This is a genomic window from Streptomyces sp. SBT349 (assembly GCF_001083795.1).
Classification (GTDB): Bacteria; Actinomycetota; Actinomycetes; order Streptomycetales; family Streptomycetaceae; genus Streptomyces.
On sequence record NZ_LAVK01000188.1, the window covers coordinates 1 to 14,521 of the forward strand.

Genomic DNA, 14,521 nt, shown 5'->3' on the forward strand with positions numbered 1-14,521 from the left:
CCCCCGGCCACGGTCCCGGCCACGGCCCCGGCGACGGCGACCCGCACGACGATCTCCCCGACCGCCCCGCGCTCGGCCGCGGCCCGGCGCGCGGCCGGCTGCTGCGCGCCGGCGCGCTGGGCGTGGCCGCCCTCCTGTGCCTCGGCCTCTACTCCGGCCTCTCCGAGCTGACCGAGACCGAGGCGCCCGAGCGCGGCGCGGGCGCCGCGACCTCCGTGCTGTTCACCGTGGACGGCAGGGGCGTGGACGTCTCCCGCACCCGGCTGGCCGCCGAGCAGCAGTGGGAGCGGTGCCGCGACGCCACGGCCGTGCCGCTGGAGCGGGCCGGGATGGTCCCCCTGGACGACGGGCTCTTCGCGGCCACGGTCCACCCGGCGCTGAGCGACCACGACGCGCACCGCCTCCTGGGCTGCCTGGAGGACACGGGCGTCGACCGGGTGCGGTTCCATGTGGTCGGGACGGGCGCGGTGGGCGCCGGCTAACACCCTGATAAAGGATCCGCATGTTTCCGGCGCCTCTGGGTAGCCGCGCGCCCATGGCTCCACCGATGAGAGAACATGCGACCTTTCCGCGAAGAGCAGGAGGACTCAGCCGGCGATCGCTGCTCGCGGGGGCAGCAGCGCTCGGCGCGCTGGGCGCCGCCGGATGCAGCAGGGTGGCCGCCGAGGGCACCGTCGAGGGCGGTGACCTGCTGGAACGGCTCAAGGACAGCGGCACCGTCAAGATCGGCATCGCCAGCGAGATCCCGTTCGGCTACATCAACGACGAGGGCGAGCCCGACGGCCAGGCGCCGGCGATCGCCAAGGTGATCTTCAGAGAGCTCGGCATCGAGAACGTGATCCCGGTGCCCGTGGAGTTCAGCGCGCTGATCCCCGGGCTCAAGGCACAGCTGTTCGACGTGGTCTCGGCCGGGATGTTCCTGAACCCCGACCGCTGCGCCCAGGTGCTCTTCGCCGACCCCGACTACCTGATGCTCGACTCGTTGATCGTCCCCGCGGGCAACCCGGAGGGCCTGGGCACCGACCCGGACATGGACCCCTACCGGCAGATCGCCGAGCAGGGCCTGCGCCTGGCCACCGGCCAGGCGTACGCGGAGATCGCCTACGCCGAGGACGCGGGCATCTCCAACCTGCTGATCCTGCCCGACCAGGTGGCGGGCCTCGAAGCCGTGCAGCAGGGCCGGGTGGACGCGTTCGCCGGGACCAATGTCACGGTCAAGACCGCCGTGGAGGGCAACAACCGGGTGGAGGCCACCGAGCCGTTCCAGCCGACGCTGGCCGGCGAGCCCGCGTACGGCGCCGGCGGCTTCGCCTTCAGGCTCTCGGAGCAGAACTTCAGGGACGCCTTCAACGAGGAACTGCACAAGCTCAAGGACAGTGGGGAACTGCTGGAGATCGTCGCTCCCTACGGCTTCACCGAAGCGGAGATGACGGACATGACGCGCGAGGACCTGTGCCCATGATGACCGAGGGGATGTTCGACAACTACTTCCTGCCCGGCATGTGGATCACCGTCCAGGTCACCATCTACAGCGCGGCGCTCGCCGCGGTGGTCGCCCTGGTGATCGGCACGCTGCGCACCTCACGGCTGTGGGTCGTGCGGTTCGTCTCGGGGGTCTACTTCGAGCTGTTCCGCGGCATGTCCGCGCTGATCCTGATGTTCTGGCTGGTCTTCGCGGTGCCGCTGATGTTCCGGTGGCAGTTCGTCCCGATGTTCGCGGGCGTGCTGGCGCTGGGGCTGACCTACGGCGCCTACGGCTCCGAGGTGGTGCGCGGCGCGCTGGCCGCCGTCCCCGCCGCGCAGCGCGAGGCCGGGATCGCCCTGGGCTTCACCCGGTTCCAGCGGCTGCGCAGGATCGAACTGCCGCAGGCGTGGCCCGAGATGGTGCCCCCGTTCAACAACCTGCTGATCGAGCTGCTCAAGGGCACCGCGCTGGTCTCCACCATCATGGTGGCCGACCTCACCTACGCGGGGAACCTGGTCCGCATCGGCAGCAGCGAGAGCGCGCCGGTCTACACCCTGCTGCTGGTGATCTACTTCGCCTTCGCCTTCCTCCTCACCCGCGGCATGCGGATCGTGGAGCGGTACGCCAAGGCCGGCGTCGGCCAGGCGCCACCGCGCGGCGGCGGCCTCTGGTCGCGGCTGGCGCTGCGCGAGAGCGCCGGTGAGGGCTCCGGCGCTCTGACGGCGGGGGGTGCGGCCCGGTGAACTGGGACTGGAACGTCGTCGACGAGTTCATGCCCCGCTTCTGGGACGGGGTGGTCCTCACCCTCCAGGCGCTGGTGCTCGGCAGCCTGATCGCGTTCGCCCTCGGCCTGGTGTGGGCCATGGCGCAGCGCTCCCGTTTCAAGGCCGTCCGGTGGCCGGTGAACCTGGTGACCGAGTTCATCAGGAACACGCCGCTGCTGGTGCAGCTGTTCTTCCTCTTCTACGTGGTGCCCGAGTGGGGGCCCTCGATGTCGCCGCTCACGACCGGCATCATCGGCCTCGGCCTGCACTACTCGACGTACACCGCCGAGGTGTACCGGGCCGGGATCGGCGGCGTGCCCGTCGGCCAGTGGGAGGCGGCCACCGCGCTCAGCCTGCCCCGGGGCCGCACCTGGCTGGCGGTGATCCTGCCGCAGGCCATCCGCCGGGTGATACCGGCCCTCGGCAACTACGTCATCGCGATGCTGAAGGACTCCCCGATGATCGCCATCATCGGGGCACTGGAGATGTTCGGAGAGGCCGAGGGCTTCAGCAACGAAACGTTCACCACCGAGGCGTACACGATCGTCGGCGTCGCCTTCATCGTCATCGCCTATCCCGCCTCTCTGCTGATTCGCCTTCTGGAGCGTCGCCTTGCCATCACCAGCTGACACCCCGAGAGACACCACCGAGACCACCGAGACCACCGAGACCTCGACCTCCCCGGCCAGCCGTGCCAACGGCGCCGAACTGGTCCGCTTCGAGAACGTCACCAAGCGCTTCGGCGACGTGACCGTGCTCGACCGGCTGGACTTCTCCGTCGACACCGGGAAGCACGTCACCCTCATCGGCCCCTCGGGATCGGGCAAGACCACGATCCTGCGGCTGCTGATGACGCTGCTGAAGCCGGAGGAGGGCACCATCAAGGTCGACGGCGCCTACCTCACGCACGAGGAGCGCGACGGCACGCTGGTCAAGGCCGGCGAGAAGCACGTCCGCGAGGTGCGCAAGAAGATCGGCATGGTCTTCCAGCAGTTCAACCTCTTCCCCAACATGAAGGTGCTGCGCAATGTCACCGAGGCACCGGTGCACGTGCTCGGCATGCCCAAGGACGAGGCGGAGGTGCGGGCGCGGGACCTGATCGAACTGGTGGGGCTCTCCGAGCACCTCGACAAGTACCCGAGCCAGCTCTCCGGCGGCCAGCAGCAGCGCGTGGCGATCGCCCGCGCGCTGGCCATGCGCCCTCAGGTGCTCCTCCTCGACGAGGTCACCTCGGCCCTGGACCCGGAGCTGGTCGCGGGCGTGCTCGACGTGCTGCGGGACATCGCGCACACCACCGACATCACCATGCTGGTGGTCACGCACGAGATGACCTTCGCACGCGACATCTCCGACGCCGTGCTCATGTTCGACAACGGCCGCATCGTGGAGTCGGGCCCGCCGGACAAGATGTTCAGCGAGCCGGAGCATGAGCGCACCAGGGAGTTCCTCGCCACGGTCCTCTGAGGCGCTTCGGGGAGGTCGGCGCGGACGCGCGGCCCGGCGGTTTCGCGCCGGGCCGCGCGAACCGGCGGACCCTCGGCGGCGTTGCTCGCTAGGCTGGTGCGCCGAGCGCCGAGCACGCCCTGAGCGGGCCCTGAGCAGGAGGTCCACGTGGCGACCACGTCCGATCGGACAAGCCCCTACCAGTCCGTGCGCCTGGCCCTGCGGCTGCTGGAGACCGTCGCGGGCCACCCGGACGGCCTGCCCGAGGAGGAGCTGGCGCGCCACGCCCGCCTCCCGGTCGCCCAACTCCCCCGGCTGCTGCGGCTGCTGTGCCAGGAGGGCTACCTCAGACGGCTGGCCGACGGCGGGTACGCGGCCGGTGAGACGCTGCTGGTGCTCGGCTCGGAGACCGACCGCCGCCGGCTGCGCCACACCAAGCTCCAGGAGGCGCTGGACGCGCTGCGCGAATCGCTGGGCGCCGCCGTCTACCTGGCGCGTTACACCGACGGGGAGCTCCAGGTGACGCACACCTCGGACACCCCGCAGACCCCCCAGGTCAACGAGTGGGTGGACTTCAGGTCCGCGGCGCACGCCACCGCGATCGGCAAGTGCCTGCTCAGCCAGCTCGACCACGACGGCCGCCAGGACCACCTGAGCAGGCACCGGGCCGCCCGGTTCACCTCCCGGACCATCACCGACCAGCGGACGCTGCTCGGCGCGCTCGACCGGCAGCCCGCCACCATGCCCGTCCTGGACCTCCAGGAGTACGCGGTCGGCACCCTGTGCGCCGCCGTCCCGATCACCGCGGGGTCCACGGCGGGCACCCTCGCCCTGTCGCTTCCGGTGACGGAGGCCCACCGGCTGCGCCGCGCCGCCGAGGCGCTCAACCGCCAGGCGGCGCCGACACTGCTCTCCCTGACCCTGTGACGGGCCGGGGGGACGGCCGCGAGCCGACGCTCAGGCGAGGGCGAAGGGCGGGGCCGGGGTCACGGCCACAGGCCGGTGACGCGGTGCTGCATCACGCGGTAGGGCCAGTTGACCTCGGTGTTCCACTGACTCACCGCCAGGTGGAGATCGCCCAGGGTGGAGCCGGGGATGATGTAGCCGCCGTACAGCTGCGCCACGTGCGAGTCGTCCTCCTGGCCCCAGGCGCCGCCCCAGATGAGGGTCTGGCGGTGCGCGGTGTGGAGGTCGGAGGTGGGGGTGTCCATCACGATGCCGTCGATGCGGTAGTCGCCCGCGTTGAACCAGGTCAGGATCCACTTGCCGTCGAGCGGGCGCAGGCACAGCTCGCCGAACGCGCCGTCCAGGATCGGGGTCGGCGGGTTCCCCCAGGCCCAGACGCCGTCCCGCCAGCCCCACGGCTCGTAGGCGGCGAGGTCGGTGAGGCGGTCGCTCCGCACCCGGTGCAGGATGATCGGCTTGTCGCGCTGGAAGCCGGTCGAATACACGTACACGAAGCCGTCGTTGCCCTCGCCCCAGGTGAACATCTGGAACATCCCGCCGTGCAGGTCCGAGGGGAACTTCGCGCCGGTGTGCTGCCAGGTCGCGCCGGAGTCGTCGGAGCGCCAGATCTCGGTCCACACCACGTTGCCCAGGCCCTTGTTGACCATGACATGGAGATACATGGTGGAGCCGATGGTGATCACGTCGGAGGGCAACACCGTGGAGAAGACCGGGTTGTCGTGCTCGTAGGCCCAGAACTGCTCGGCCGCGCCCGTGCCGCCGACCGCGCCCGACCAGGTGACCCCGGCGTTCAGGTCGGTGGTGGTGGACCAGAGCCCCACCGGGGAACGCCACCAGCCCGCCCCGACGGAGGCGCCCTCGAAGGTGTCGCCGAAGACGAACAGGATCCGGCCGTCCGGCGTCCGCGCCGGTATGCCCAGGTCGGTCGCCTCCATGCGGAACCGCGTGGTCAGCCCCGGACCCGTGAGATCGCGGACCTTGGTGACCTGGGGCGCGGCGGCCGAGGCGGTGCCCGCGCCCGCGAGCACGAGACCGCCGCCGAGAGCGGCCCCGGCGGCGGAACGCAGGAACGTGGAACGGGACATGGAACGGGACATGGCACGGGACACGCTGATGTCGTGGGGGGTTCGCATCCCCCCAGCACAACGGAGACGGGCCACGGGGTCAACACGTCCGGCCCCACCGATGCGGCGGGGCCGGAGAGTTGAACGGGTGCCGAGGCCGCGTCAGTCGAGCAGCTCGGCTTCCAGCGAGATGGGCGCGCCGGCGAGGGCCTTGCTGACCGGGCAGTTCTCCTTGGCGGTCTGGGCGGCGGCGGCGAAGTCCTCCGAAGAGATCCCGGGCACCCGGGCCTTGACGCTGAGCGCGATCCCGGTGATGCCCTGCCCGGGCTGGAAGGTGACGCTCGCCCGCGTCTGCACCGACTCCGGCGGGGTCCCCGCGCCGGCGAGGCCGTGCGAGAGCGCCATGGAGAAGCAGGACGAGTGCGCCGCGGCGATGAGCTCCTCGGGACTGGTCCGCCCGTTGGGGTCCTCGGCCCTGGACGCCCAGGTGACGTCGAACTTCCCCACCCCGGACGAGTCCAGCTCCACGGTGCCGGCGCCCTCCATGAGAGAGCCTTCCCAGTTCGTCGTCGCGATGCGTGTGGTTGCCATGTGGTCGATCCTCCTGGAGGAACCGGAACAGCAGGTCACGTACGTACGATCCGTACAGGGACACGCTATCGCGGTGCGGCCGGAGGGATTCGAACCCTCACGCGCGTGAACGCACTGGGACCTAAACCCAGCATGACTGCCAATTCCATCACGGCCGCTCGTCGGGTGATTCTACCGGCCGGAAGCTTTTCGTCAGCCGCCCACGGCCGCCGTCACCGCGTGGATGACCAGGCCGACCAGGGCTCCGATCACCGTGCCGTTGAGGCGGATGAACTGGAGGTCGCGGCCGATGTGGAGCTCGATCTTGCGGGAGGTGGTGCGTGCGTCCCAGGAGGCGACGGTGTCGGTGATCAGCGAGGTGATCTCCCTGCGGTAGCCCGAGACCACGTGGACCGTCGCCTCGGCCACCCAGCCGTCGAGCTTGGCGCGCAGCCGGTCGTCGCCCGCCAGGCGCGTGCCCAGGGTGAGGATCGCGGCGGTCGCGCGACGGCGCAGGGCGCTGTTCTCGTCCTCGGCGGCGGTCACGATCATCGAACGGACGGCGGCCCAGGCCGAGGCGATCAGCTCCTGGACCTCGGGCCTGGCCAGGAAGTCCGACTTCAGCCGCTCCACGCGGGCGCGGGTCTCCTCGTCGTGCTGGAGCTTGTCCGCGAAGTCGGCGAGGAAGCGGTCCAGCGCCGTGCGCGCCGGGTGGTCGGGTGCGTCGCGCATCTCGGCGGCGAAGCGCAGCAGTTCGCGGTAGACGCGGTCGCCGACCTTGCGGTCCACGAACCGCGGGGTCCAGCCGGGCGCGCCCCCCTCGACGGCGAGCAGCACCGTGTCGCGGTGCTTGGTCAGCCACTCGTGGGACTGGGCGCACATCAGGTCGACGAAACGGCGGTGGCCGTCGTCGGCGACGGTCTTCTCCAGCAGCCTGCCCAGCGCCGGGGACATCTCCTGCGCCTCGGCCCTGCGGGTGATCGCCTCGGCCAGCACCGCCTGCACATCCGCGTCGCGCAGCACGGTGAGGCCGCCGCGCACGGCGGTGGCCAGCTCCGCGGTGACGCGTTCCGCGCTCTGCGGGCGGGAGAGCCAGGCGCCCAGGCGGCGGCCGATGCCCACGGCGGCGAGCTTGTCCCGCACCACGCCCTCGGCCAGGAAGTTCTCCCCGACGAAGTCGCCCAGCGACTGGCCGAGCTGGTCCTTCTTGGTCGGGATGATCGCCGTGTGCGGGATGGGCAGGCCCAGCGGGCGCCTGAACAGCGCGGTCACGGCGAACCAGTCGGCCAGCGCGCCCACCATGCCCGCCTCGGCCGCCGCCGCCACGTATCCGGCCCAGCCGCCCGCGCCCGCGTGCTCGGCCCAGGTGGCGAGCACGTAGACGACCGCGACGGCGACCAGGAGGGAGGTCGCCACCGTCTTCATCCGCCGCAGCCCCGCCATCTTCTCGGCGTCGGCCTCGGTGAGCAGGCCGTGCCCGGAGAGGGGGCCCGGCTCGGCCGCCCGCGTCACATGTGCCATACGGTCCATTGTCGCGGGTCACGGCGGCTCCCCCGGCCGAGTGAGCCCGGCTGGTCCGATCGTGGGAACATATCCGGGTGGGAGTGGTGAGCCGCCGGCGGGCCTTTGCCCTGCTGGCGTGGCTGATGGCCGTATGTCTCGGGGTGGCGGTCGCACTGGGAACGGGGCGGGACGCGCGGCGTGAGCCGGCGGCCCCGCCGCCTCCGCCTGCCCCGCACCCCGACCGCCCCGAAGAGGTGGTCCCCGCGACCCGCGGCGAGTGGGTGGGCACCTGGTCCGCCGCCCCCTGCGGCGCCGAGCCCGGCACCCGCGGCGGCCTGCCCGACAGGACCGTGCGGAACGTGGTGCGCACCTCCGTCGGCGGCACGGCCGTGCGCGTGGAGCTGTCCAACCGCTACGGCACCGCGCCGGTCACGTTCAGCGACGTCTCGGTCGCGCTCTCGGCCGCGGGCGGCCCGGCCGCGCGCCCCGACACGCGGCGCCCCCTGACGTTCGGCGGCGGGAGGTCCGTGACCGTGGCGCCCGGCGCGACCGTGGTCAGCGACGCGGCGCGGCTCACGGTCCCCGCCTCGGCCGACCTGCTGGTCTCGCTGTACGCGCCGGATCCCTCCGGCCCGGTCACCTACCACCGGCTCGCGCAGCAGGCGAGCTACGCCGCCATGGGCAACCACGCGGCCTCCGCCTCGGGGGTGGCGTTCACGCAGGTCACGCAGTCCTGGCGGTATCTGACCGGCGTCCAGGTCCTCAGCACCTCCGCGGAGGGCGCGATCGTGGTGCTCGGCGACTCGCTCACCGACGGCGCGCTCTCCACCCCCGGCGCCAACCGGCGCTGGACGGACGCCCTGGCCGACCGGCTGCGCACCGAGCGCGGCGCCCCGGCGCTCGGCGTGCTCAACCAGGGCATCAGCGGCAACCGGCTGCTGCGCGACGCACTGCCCGACCGGTCGTTCAACGGCGCGAGCGGCCTGCGCAGGCTCCCCCACGACGCGCTGGCGGGCATGGCGGTGGGCACCGGCGCCGACACGCTGGTGGTGCAGCTCGGCGTCAACGACATCCTGTTCGAGCCGCGCGAGAGCCCCGAGGCGGTGCTCGCCGGGATGCGCGTGGTGACCGAGCGGGCGCGGGCCGCGGGCCTGCGGGTGGTGGGCACCACGCTGACCCCGTTCGGCGGCCACGCCCAGGAGAACGCGGAGCTCGAACGGGCGCGCCAGCGGATCAACGCGGAGATCAGGGCCGGCGGCGTCTTCGACGCGGTCATCGACTTCGACCGCGCGCTGCGCGACCCCGGCGCCCCCGGGCGCCTCCTGCCGCGCTACGACTCGGGCGACGGCCTCCACCCGACCGACGCCGGGTACGCGGCCATGGCCGCCGCCGTCGACCTCGGCACGCTGCTGCCGGCGAGCGGGGCCTCACCCTCCAACGGGTGAGCCGGGGGGCCCATCCGGGGGACTGCCCCCTGACCGCCGGTGTGCGCGCGCCGCGGACTTCGTTACGCACGGTGCGACAGTGTCCACCCAGCGGACAGAGGGGACGACCGCACCGTGAGCGACGACAGCGAGCTTCCCAGCGGCGGCGGCCGGTGGCCCCGCCGGGTGCCCAGGGGCGCGGGACGCCGGCGGCGCGCGGGGCGCCTGCGCCGCACCGGCTGGCGGCGTCTGGTCCCCACCTGGCGGATGCTGCTCGGCGCCTCTCTGACCGGCCTGCTGGTGCTGTTCGGCGCGCTGGTCGCGGGCTATCTGCTGGTGGAGATCCCGGAGCCCAAGTCGGCCGCGGCGGCGCAGGGCAACGTCTACCTGTACGCGGACGGCTCCCAGCTCTCGCGGGTCGGCGAGATCAACCGGGAGAACGTCTCGCTGGAACAGGTGCCGCAGCGGGTGCGGCGGGCCGTGCTCGCCGCCGAGGACCGCGACTTCTACCACGATCCGGCCGTGGACGTCACCGCGATGGTGCGCGCGGGGTGGAACATGCTGCGCGGCGGGGGCCGCCAGTCCGGCTCGACCATCACCCAGCAGTATGTGAAGAACTACTACCTGGACCAGCGGCAGACCGTCACCCGCAAGGTCAAGGAGCTGTTCATCGCGGTCAAGCTGGGCCGCGAGGTCAGCAAGGACGAGATCCTGGAGGGCTATCTCAACACCAGCTACTTCGGCAGGAGCGCGTACGGCATCCAGTCGGCGGCGCAGGCGTACTACGGGAAGGACGCCGGCGACCTGACCACGGCCGAGGGCGCCTACCTGGCGGCCCTGCTCAACGCGCCCAACTCCTACGACGTCCGCGTCAACCCGCAGAACACCGACCAGGCCGTCGCGCGCTGGGAGTACGTGCTGGACGGCATGGTCTCCGAGGGCTGGCTGAGCGAACGGCGGCGGGAGGACATGGAGTTCCCCCGGCCCCGGCCGGTGACGCCCGGCTCCGGCCTCGCGGGCGAGCGCGGCTACCTGGTCGAGGCGGTCAACGTGTACCTCGTCGAGAGCGGCATGGTGAGCGAGGACGACCTGAGGTCGGGCGGCCTGCGGATCACCACCACCATCGAGCCGGAGCGGCAGCGCGCGCTCACGGACGCCGTGGACGAGCGGCTGATGAGCGCGCTGAGCGAGGACCGGGAGGAGGACTCCTGGGTGCGGGCGGGCGCCACCTCCGTGGAGACGGAGAGCGGCCGGGTCGTCGCCATGTACGGCGGGCGGGACTACACCGAGCAGTACGTGAACAACGCGACCCGGCGCGACTACCAGGCCGCCTCGACGTTCAAGCCGATCGTCTACGCCGCCGCCCTGGAGCACCGCTCCGAGACCGGTGACGGCGAGCGGATCGGGCCCGGCACCGAGTACGACGGCGACAGCCGCCGCGAGGTGCGGGACCCGGACGGCGAGGGCAGCGGCTGGGCCCCGGAGAACGAGGGCGACGAGGACTACGGCCGGATCACCGTGGCCGAGGCCATGGACAAGTCGGTCAACTCCGTGTTCGCGCAGATGGGCGCGGACGTGGGCCCGGACCGGGTGCGGGAGACGGCCGTCGGCCTGGGCGTTCCCGAGGACACCCCCGGGCTCGACGGCGCGCAGGGCTCGATCTCGCTCGGCACGGCGACCCCCAGCACGCTGGACCTCGCGGAGGCGTACGCGACGCTGGCGCGGCACGGCGTCCACCGGCCCGCGCTGCTGGTCGACGAGGTGACGCGGGACGGCGAGACGGTGCGCCCGCCCCGCGTGCGGGAGAGCCGGGCGGTCTCCCGGGAGGCCGCGGACGGCACCACGGCCGTGCTGCGGAGCGTGGTGGAGCAGGGCACCGGCACCGCGGCGCGCTCCGCGGGCCGCCCGGCGGCGGGGAAGACGGGCACCGCCGAGCAGGACCGCGCGGCCTGGTTCGCCGGGTACACACCCGAACTGGCCACGGTGGTGGCCGTGTTCGGGCAGGATCCGGTCAGCGGCGAGCAGCGGGAGCTGTACGGCGCCGCGGGCCGGGAGCGGATCAGCGGCGGCGGGTTCCCCGCGGAGATCTGGGCCCGTTACACGGAGGAGGCGCTGGACGGCGAGCCGGTCGGGCAGTTCGAGCTGCGGGGCGACGAGCCGGTGCCCGAGATCACGCCCGGCGGCCCCTCGGAGGACGAGGGCACGGACGCCGGGGAGCGCGCGCCGGAGGGGGAAGAGGAGGACGAGGCGGAGGAGCCGGACGGCGAGGAGACGCCCGCCGCGCCCAGCGCCCCGGCGCCCTCCCCCGGGCCCGAGCCGGAACGCTCCCCGGATCCCGGGGCACCCGGCACGACGGAACCCGGAACCGGGGATACGCCGGGGACCGGCCCGTCCGCGCCCTCGGACCCGCCGTCCGGCACGCCGGGCCCGGGGCCCTCGGGGGCGTGGCTGCCGGCCGAACGCGGCTGGGCGCGTGCGGACCAGGCGAGAGGTCAGAGATAGAGGCCCGTGGAGTCGTCGGTGTCCTGGAGCCGCTCCGCCGCCACCGCGTGCAGGTCCCGTTCGCGCATGAGGACGTAGGAGACGCCGCGGACCTCGACCTCGGCGCGGTCCTCCGGGTCGTACAGCACCCGGTCCCCCGTCTCGACCGTCCTGACGTTCTGCCCGACGGCGACGACCTCGGCCCAGTCAAGGCGGCGGCCCACCTGGGCCGTTGCCGGAATGACGATGCCACCGGAGGAACGGCGCTCGCCCTCGGCCGTGTCGGCCCTGACCAGCACCCGGTCGTGCAGCATCCGGATGGGCAGCTTGTCGTGGGTGGGGTGCGAACTCACATGATGACCGTATCTCAGGATCCGGCCCCGCGGACCACGAGGTCGCATCGGACAGGCCCTAGCGCCGCCTGCGGCGGGTGCGGGTGGAGAGGACCAGCAGGCCGACCACCGCGACCGTGAGCACGGCGGCGGGAACGACGCGGTCCAGGCGCGGGGCGCCCTCGGCGGACACCAGCTGCGCGCGGACCCCGGTGACCGCGCGGTTGACCGCCACGAACGCGCGGCCCGCGGTCTGGTCGATGCTCGCCGCCACACGCGCCTTGGCGTCCTCGGCGAGGGTGCTGGGGTGGACCCGGGCGCCGATCTCTTCCAGGGTGGACCTGAGCTCCTCGCGCCGCCTGGCGATCCGCGCCTCGATCTCCGCGGGTGTCTCGGCTGCTTCCGGCACGCCCATGCCTCCCTCGTCGTCGTTACCGCACAGTGTGTCAGCTCACCGAGCGGGCCGCCCGTCGGATCCCCCGATTAGGCTGGGCGGCGCACCACCGCCACGCACGGCACGACGCACGGAACCACGCACGACCGAACGACGAGGAGCCGCCATGAGCGAGCGCTTGCAGCCGGGCGACCCGGCGCCCGCCTTCACCCTGCCCGACGCCGACGGGAACCAGGTATCGCTGGGCGACCACGCGGGCCGCAAGGTCATCGTGTACTTCTACCCGGCCGCGCTCACCCCCGGCTGCACCAAGCAGGCGTGCGACTTCACGGACAACCTCGACCTGCTCGCCGCCTCCGGGTACGAGGTGATCGGCGTCTCGCCCGACGCGCCCGAGAAGCTGGCGAAGTTCCGCGAGAAGGAGAGCCTGAAGGTCACGCTGGTCGGCGACCCGGACAAGAAGGTGCTCCAGGAGTACGGGGCGTTCGGAGAGAAGACCATGTACGGGAAGAAGGTCACCGGCGTGATCCGTTCCACGTTCGTCGTGGGCGAGGACGGGAAGGTGGTGCAGGCGTTGTACAACGTCAGGGCCACCGGTCACGTCGCCAAGCTGATCAAGGACCTGGACCTCTAGAGGAGCCCCCGTGGCAGAACGCAAGCCGATCGAGTCCTGGCTGACCGACATGGACGGCGTCCTCATCCACGAGGGCGTGCCGGTCCCGGGCGCGGACCGCTTCCTGAAGCGGCTGCGCGAGTCGGGCAAGCCGTTCCTCGTTCTGACGAACAACTCGATCTACACCCGGCGCGACCTCCAGGCCCGGCTGTCCCGCATGGGTCTGGAGGTCCCGGTGGAGTCCATCTGGACGTCGGCGCTGGCGACCGCCCAGTTCCTCGACCTCCAGCGGCCGGGCGGCTCGGCGTTCGTCATCGGCGAGGCCGGCCTGACGACGGCGCTGCACGACGTGGGCTACGTGCTCAGCGATGTGACGCCGGACTACGTGGTGCTCGGCGAGACCAGGACGTACAGCTTCGAGGCGCTGACCAAGGCGATCCGGCTGATCAACGCGGGCGCGCGGTTCATCGCGACCAACCCGGACCACACCGGGCCCTCGACCGAGGGCGCGCTGCCCGCCACGGGCTCGGTCGCGGCGCTGATCACCAAGGCGACGGGCCGCGACCCGTACTTCGTGGGCAAGCCGAACCCGCTGATGATGCGCACCGGGCTCAACATGATCGGCGCGCACTCCGAGACCAGCGCGATGGTCGGCGACCGGATGGACACCGACGTGCTGGCGGGCCTGGAGGCCGGGATGGAGACGTTCCTGGTGCTGACCGGGCTGACGGACCGGGAGGACATCGACCGGTTCCCGTTCCGGCCGGACGCGGTGGTGAACTCGATCGCGGATCTCGTCGACAAGGTCTGACGCCGGGGCGGCCGGGCGGGGGGCCGCCGACCCCGTTCGGACCAGCGCGGGGGCACAGCGGATGCGGGTGCGGGGGAACCGGGAGACCTTCACGGGTAACGAACCCGGAGGTGCGACATGGTCTCCCCCTTCCTTCTGCCCTCTCGTGGCACGGCTCTGCTGAAGCTGACCCTGTGCGGCACGGTCGCGGCGTTCGCCGCCGTGGCGGGCGCGGGCCCGGCCGCCGCCGAGGAGCGCGCGGGCCCTCCCGGCGTGCGGGTCACGCCGCCCAGCCCCCGGCCGGGCGACGACGTGGACCTGCACGTGTCCGGCTGCGAGGGAACGACGGGCACGGCGCGTTCGGACGCGTTCGTCGCCGAGGCGCGGCTCGCGCCGGCCGCGACCGGCGGCACCCTGTTCGGCGAGGCGCGGGTGGACTCGGCGACCAGGCCGGGCGTCTACCCGATCACGGTGGAGTGCCACGAGCGCGAGGGTGCGGTCACCGGCCGCCTGGTCGTCGCGGGCCACGACGGCGGGTCCGGCGCCCCCCACGAGAAGCCTGGGCACGAGAAGCCGGGGCACGAGAAGCCGGGGCACGCCACACCGGAGCACGAGACGCTGCCGCACGCGAGGCCGGAGCACCACGAGGCGGGGGGCCACCACCCCACCGGCCCGGTGCGGGCGCTGGCCCCTATAAACATCTCCGAGGCCA

The 14,521-nt window shown here is 72.6% G+C and carries 15 protein-coding genes, 1 tRNA gene and 1 pseudogene; 11 read left to right on the forward strand and 6 right to left on the reverse strand.

What is annotated here, in order from left to right; all coding sequences use genetic code 11:
• The 6 genes and pseudogenes from ADY01_RS21740 to ADY01_RS21765 form a co-directional block, all read left to right on the forward strand.
• Positions 1-482 (forward strand): annotated as a pseudogene (locus ADY01_RS21740) (hypothetical protein); the annotation flags it as partial.
• Between the two features lie 53 nt (positions 483-535).
• Positions 536-1,462, forward strand: coding sequence for an ectoine/hydroxyectoine ABC transporter substrate-binding protein EhuB (gene ehuB / locus ADY01_RS21745; protein ID WP_078900489.1), 927 nt, complete (start codon positions 536-538; stop codon positions 1,460-1,462).
• Positions 1,459-2,208 (forward strand): ectoine/hydroxyectoine ABC transporter permease subunit EhuC, encoded by a 750-nt coding sequence (gene ehuC, locus ADY01_RS21750; protein ID WP_049576277.1) that lies wholly within the window; start codon positions 1,459-1,461, stop codon positions 2,206-2,208. Before ehuB ends, ehuC begins: the two co-directional genes overlap by 4 nt.
• On the forward strand, positions 2,205-2,858 hold the full coding sequence (gene ehuD / locus ADY01_RS21755; protein ID WP_049576279.1) for an ectoine/hydroxyectoine ABC transporter permease subunit EhuD: 654 nt from the start codon (positions 2,205-2,207) through the stop codon (positions 2,856-2,858). Before ehuC ends, ehuD begins: the two co-directional genes overlap by 4 nt.
• Before the next feature lie 79 nt (positions 2,859-2,937).
• Entirely contained in the window at positions 2,938-3,693 is a 756-nt protein-coding gene (gene ehuA, locus ADY01_RS21760; RefSeq protein WP_049576308.1) for an ectoine/hydroxyectoine ABC transporter ATP-binding protein EhuA, read from the forward strand.
• Positions 3,694-3,840: 147 nt separating this feature from the next.
• Entirely contained in the window at positions 3,841-4,599 is a 759-nt protein-coding gene (locus ADY01_RS21765) for an IclR family transcriptional regulator (protein ID WP_049576284.1), read from the forward strand.
• Positions 4,600-4,658: 59 nt separating this feature from the next.
• Here ADY01_RS21765 and ADY01_RS21770 read toward each other — a convergent pair whose 3' ends face one another.
• The 4 genes from ADY01_RS21770 to ADY01_RS21785 all read right to left on the reverse strand — a co-directional run bounded on the left by ADY01_RS21770 (position 4,659) and on the right by ADY01_RS21785 (position 7,793).
• Positions 4,659-5,771, reverse strand: coding sequence for a DUF4185 domain-containing protein (locus tag ADY01_RS21770; RefSeq protein ID WP_234320348.1), 1,113 nt, complete (start codon positions 5,769-5,771; stop codon positions 4,659-4,661).
• A gap of 93 nt (positions 5,772-5,864) precedes the next feature.
• Positions 5,865-6,293, reverse strand: a complete 429-nt coding sequence (locus tag ADY01_RS21775) for an OsmC family protein (RefSeq protein WP_049576289.1) — start codon at positions 6,291-6,293, stop codon at positions 5,865-5,867.
• A gap of 74 nt (positions 6,294-6,367) precedes the next feature.
• Positions 6,368-6,451, reverse strand: a tRNA-Leu gene (locus ADY01_RS21780).
• Positions 6,452-6,485: 34 nt separating this feature from the next.
• A complete protein-coding gene (locus tag ADY01_RS21785; RefSeq protein WP_053171076.1) occupies positions 6,486-7,793 on the reverse strand; it encodes a DUF445 domain-containing protein in 1,308 nt (435 codons plus the stop codon).
• Positions 7,794-7,879: 86 nt separating this feature from the next.
• Here ADY01_RS21785 and ADY01_RS21790 point away from each other — a divergent pair, with 86 nt between their 5' ends.
• Positions 7,880-9,220 (forward strand): GDSL-type esterase/lipase family protein, encoded by a 1,341-nt coding sequence (locus tag ADY01_RS21790; protein ID WP_049576292.1) that lies wholly within the window; start codon positions 7,880-7,882, stop codon positions 9,218-9,220.
• 114 nt (positions 9,221-9,334) lie between these two features.
• A complete protein-coding gene (locus tag ADY01_RS21795; protein ID WP_053171079.1) occupies positions 9,335-11,701 on the forward strand; it encodes a transglycosylase domain-containing protein in 2,367 nt (788 codons plus the stop codon).
• Here the strand turns inward: ADY01_RS21795 and ADY01_RS21800 are convergent.
• On the reverse strand, positions 11,692-11,994 hold the full coding sequence (locus ADY01_RS21800) for a GroES family chaperonin (RefSeq protein WP_107081786.1): 303 nt from the start codon (positions 11,992-11,994) through the stop codon (positions 11,692-11,694). The genes ADY01_RS21795 and ADY01_RS21800 overlap by 10 nt on opposite strands.
• A gap of 97 nt (positions 11,995-12,091) precedes the next feature.
• Positions 12,092-12,421: a DUF3618 domain-containing protein gene (locus ADY01_RS21805; RefSeq protein WP_420715733.1), complete on the reverse strand. Its 330-nt coding sequence runs from the start codon at positions 12,419-12,421 to the stop codon at positions 12,092-12,094.
• A gap of 151 nt (positions 12,422-12,572) precedes the next feature.
• Between ADY01_RS21805 and bcp the strand changes: the two genes are divergently transcribed.
• From bcp to ADY01_RS21820, 3 genes are all read left to right on the forward strand, one after another.
• Positions 12,573-13,040 (forward strand): thioredoxin-dependent thiol peroxidase, encoded by a 468-nt coding sequence (gene bcp, locus ADY01_RS21810; RefSeq protein ID WP_049576301.1) that lies wholly within the window; start codon positions 12,573-12,575, stop codon positions 13,038-13,040.
• A gap of 10 nt (positions 13,041-13,050) precedes the next feature.
• A complete protein-coding gene (locus ADY01_RS21815; RefSeq protein WP_049576304.1) occupies positions 13,051-13,830 on the forward strand; it encodes an HAD-IIA family hydrolase in 780 nt (259 codons plus the stop codon).
• Between the two features lie 117 nt (positions 13,831-13,947).
• Positions 13,948-14,521: hypothetical protein (locus tag ADY01_RS21820; protein WP_049576307.1), on the forward strand; the 574-nt coding region annotated here is incomplete at its 3' end.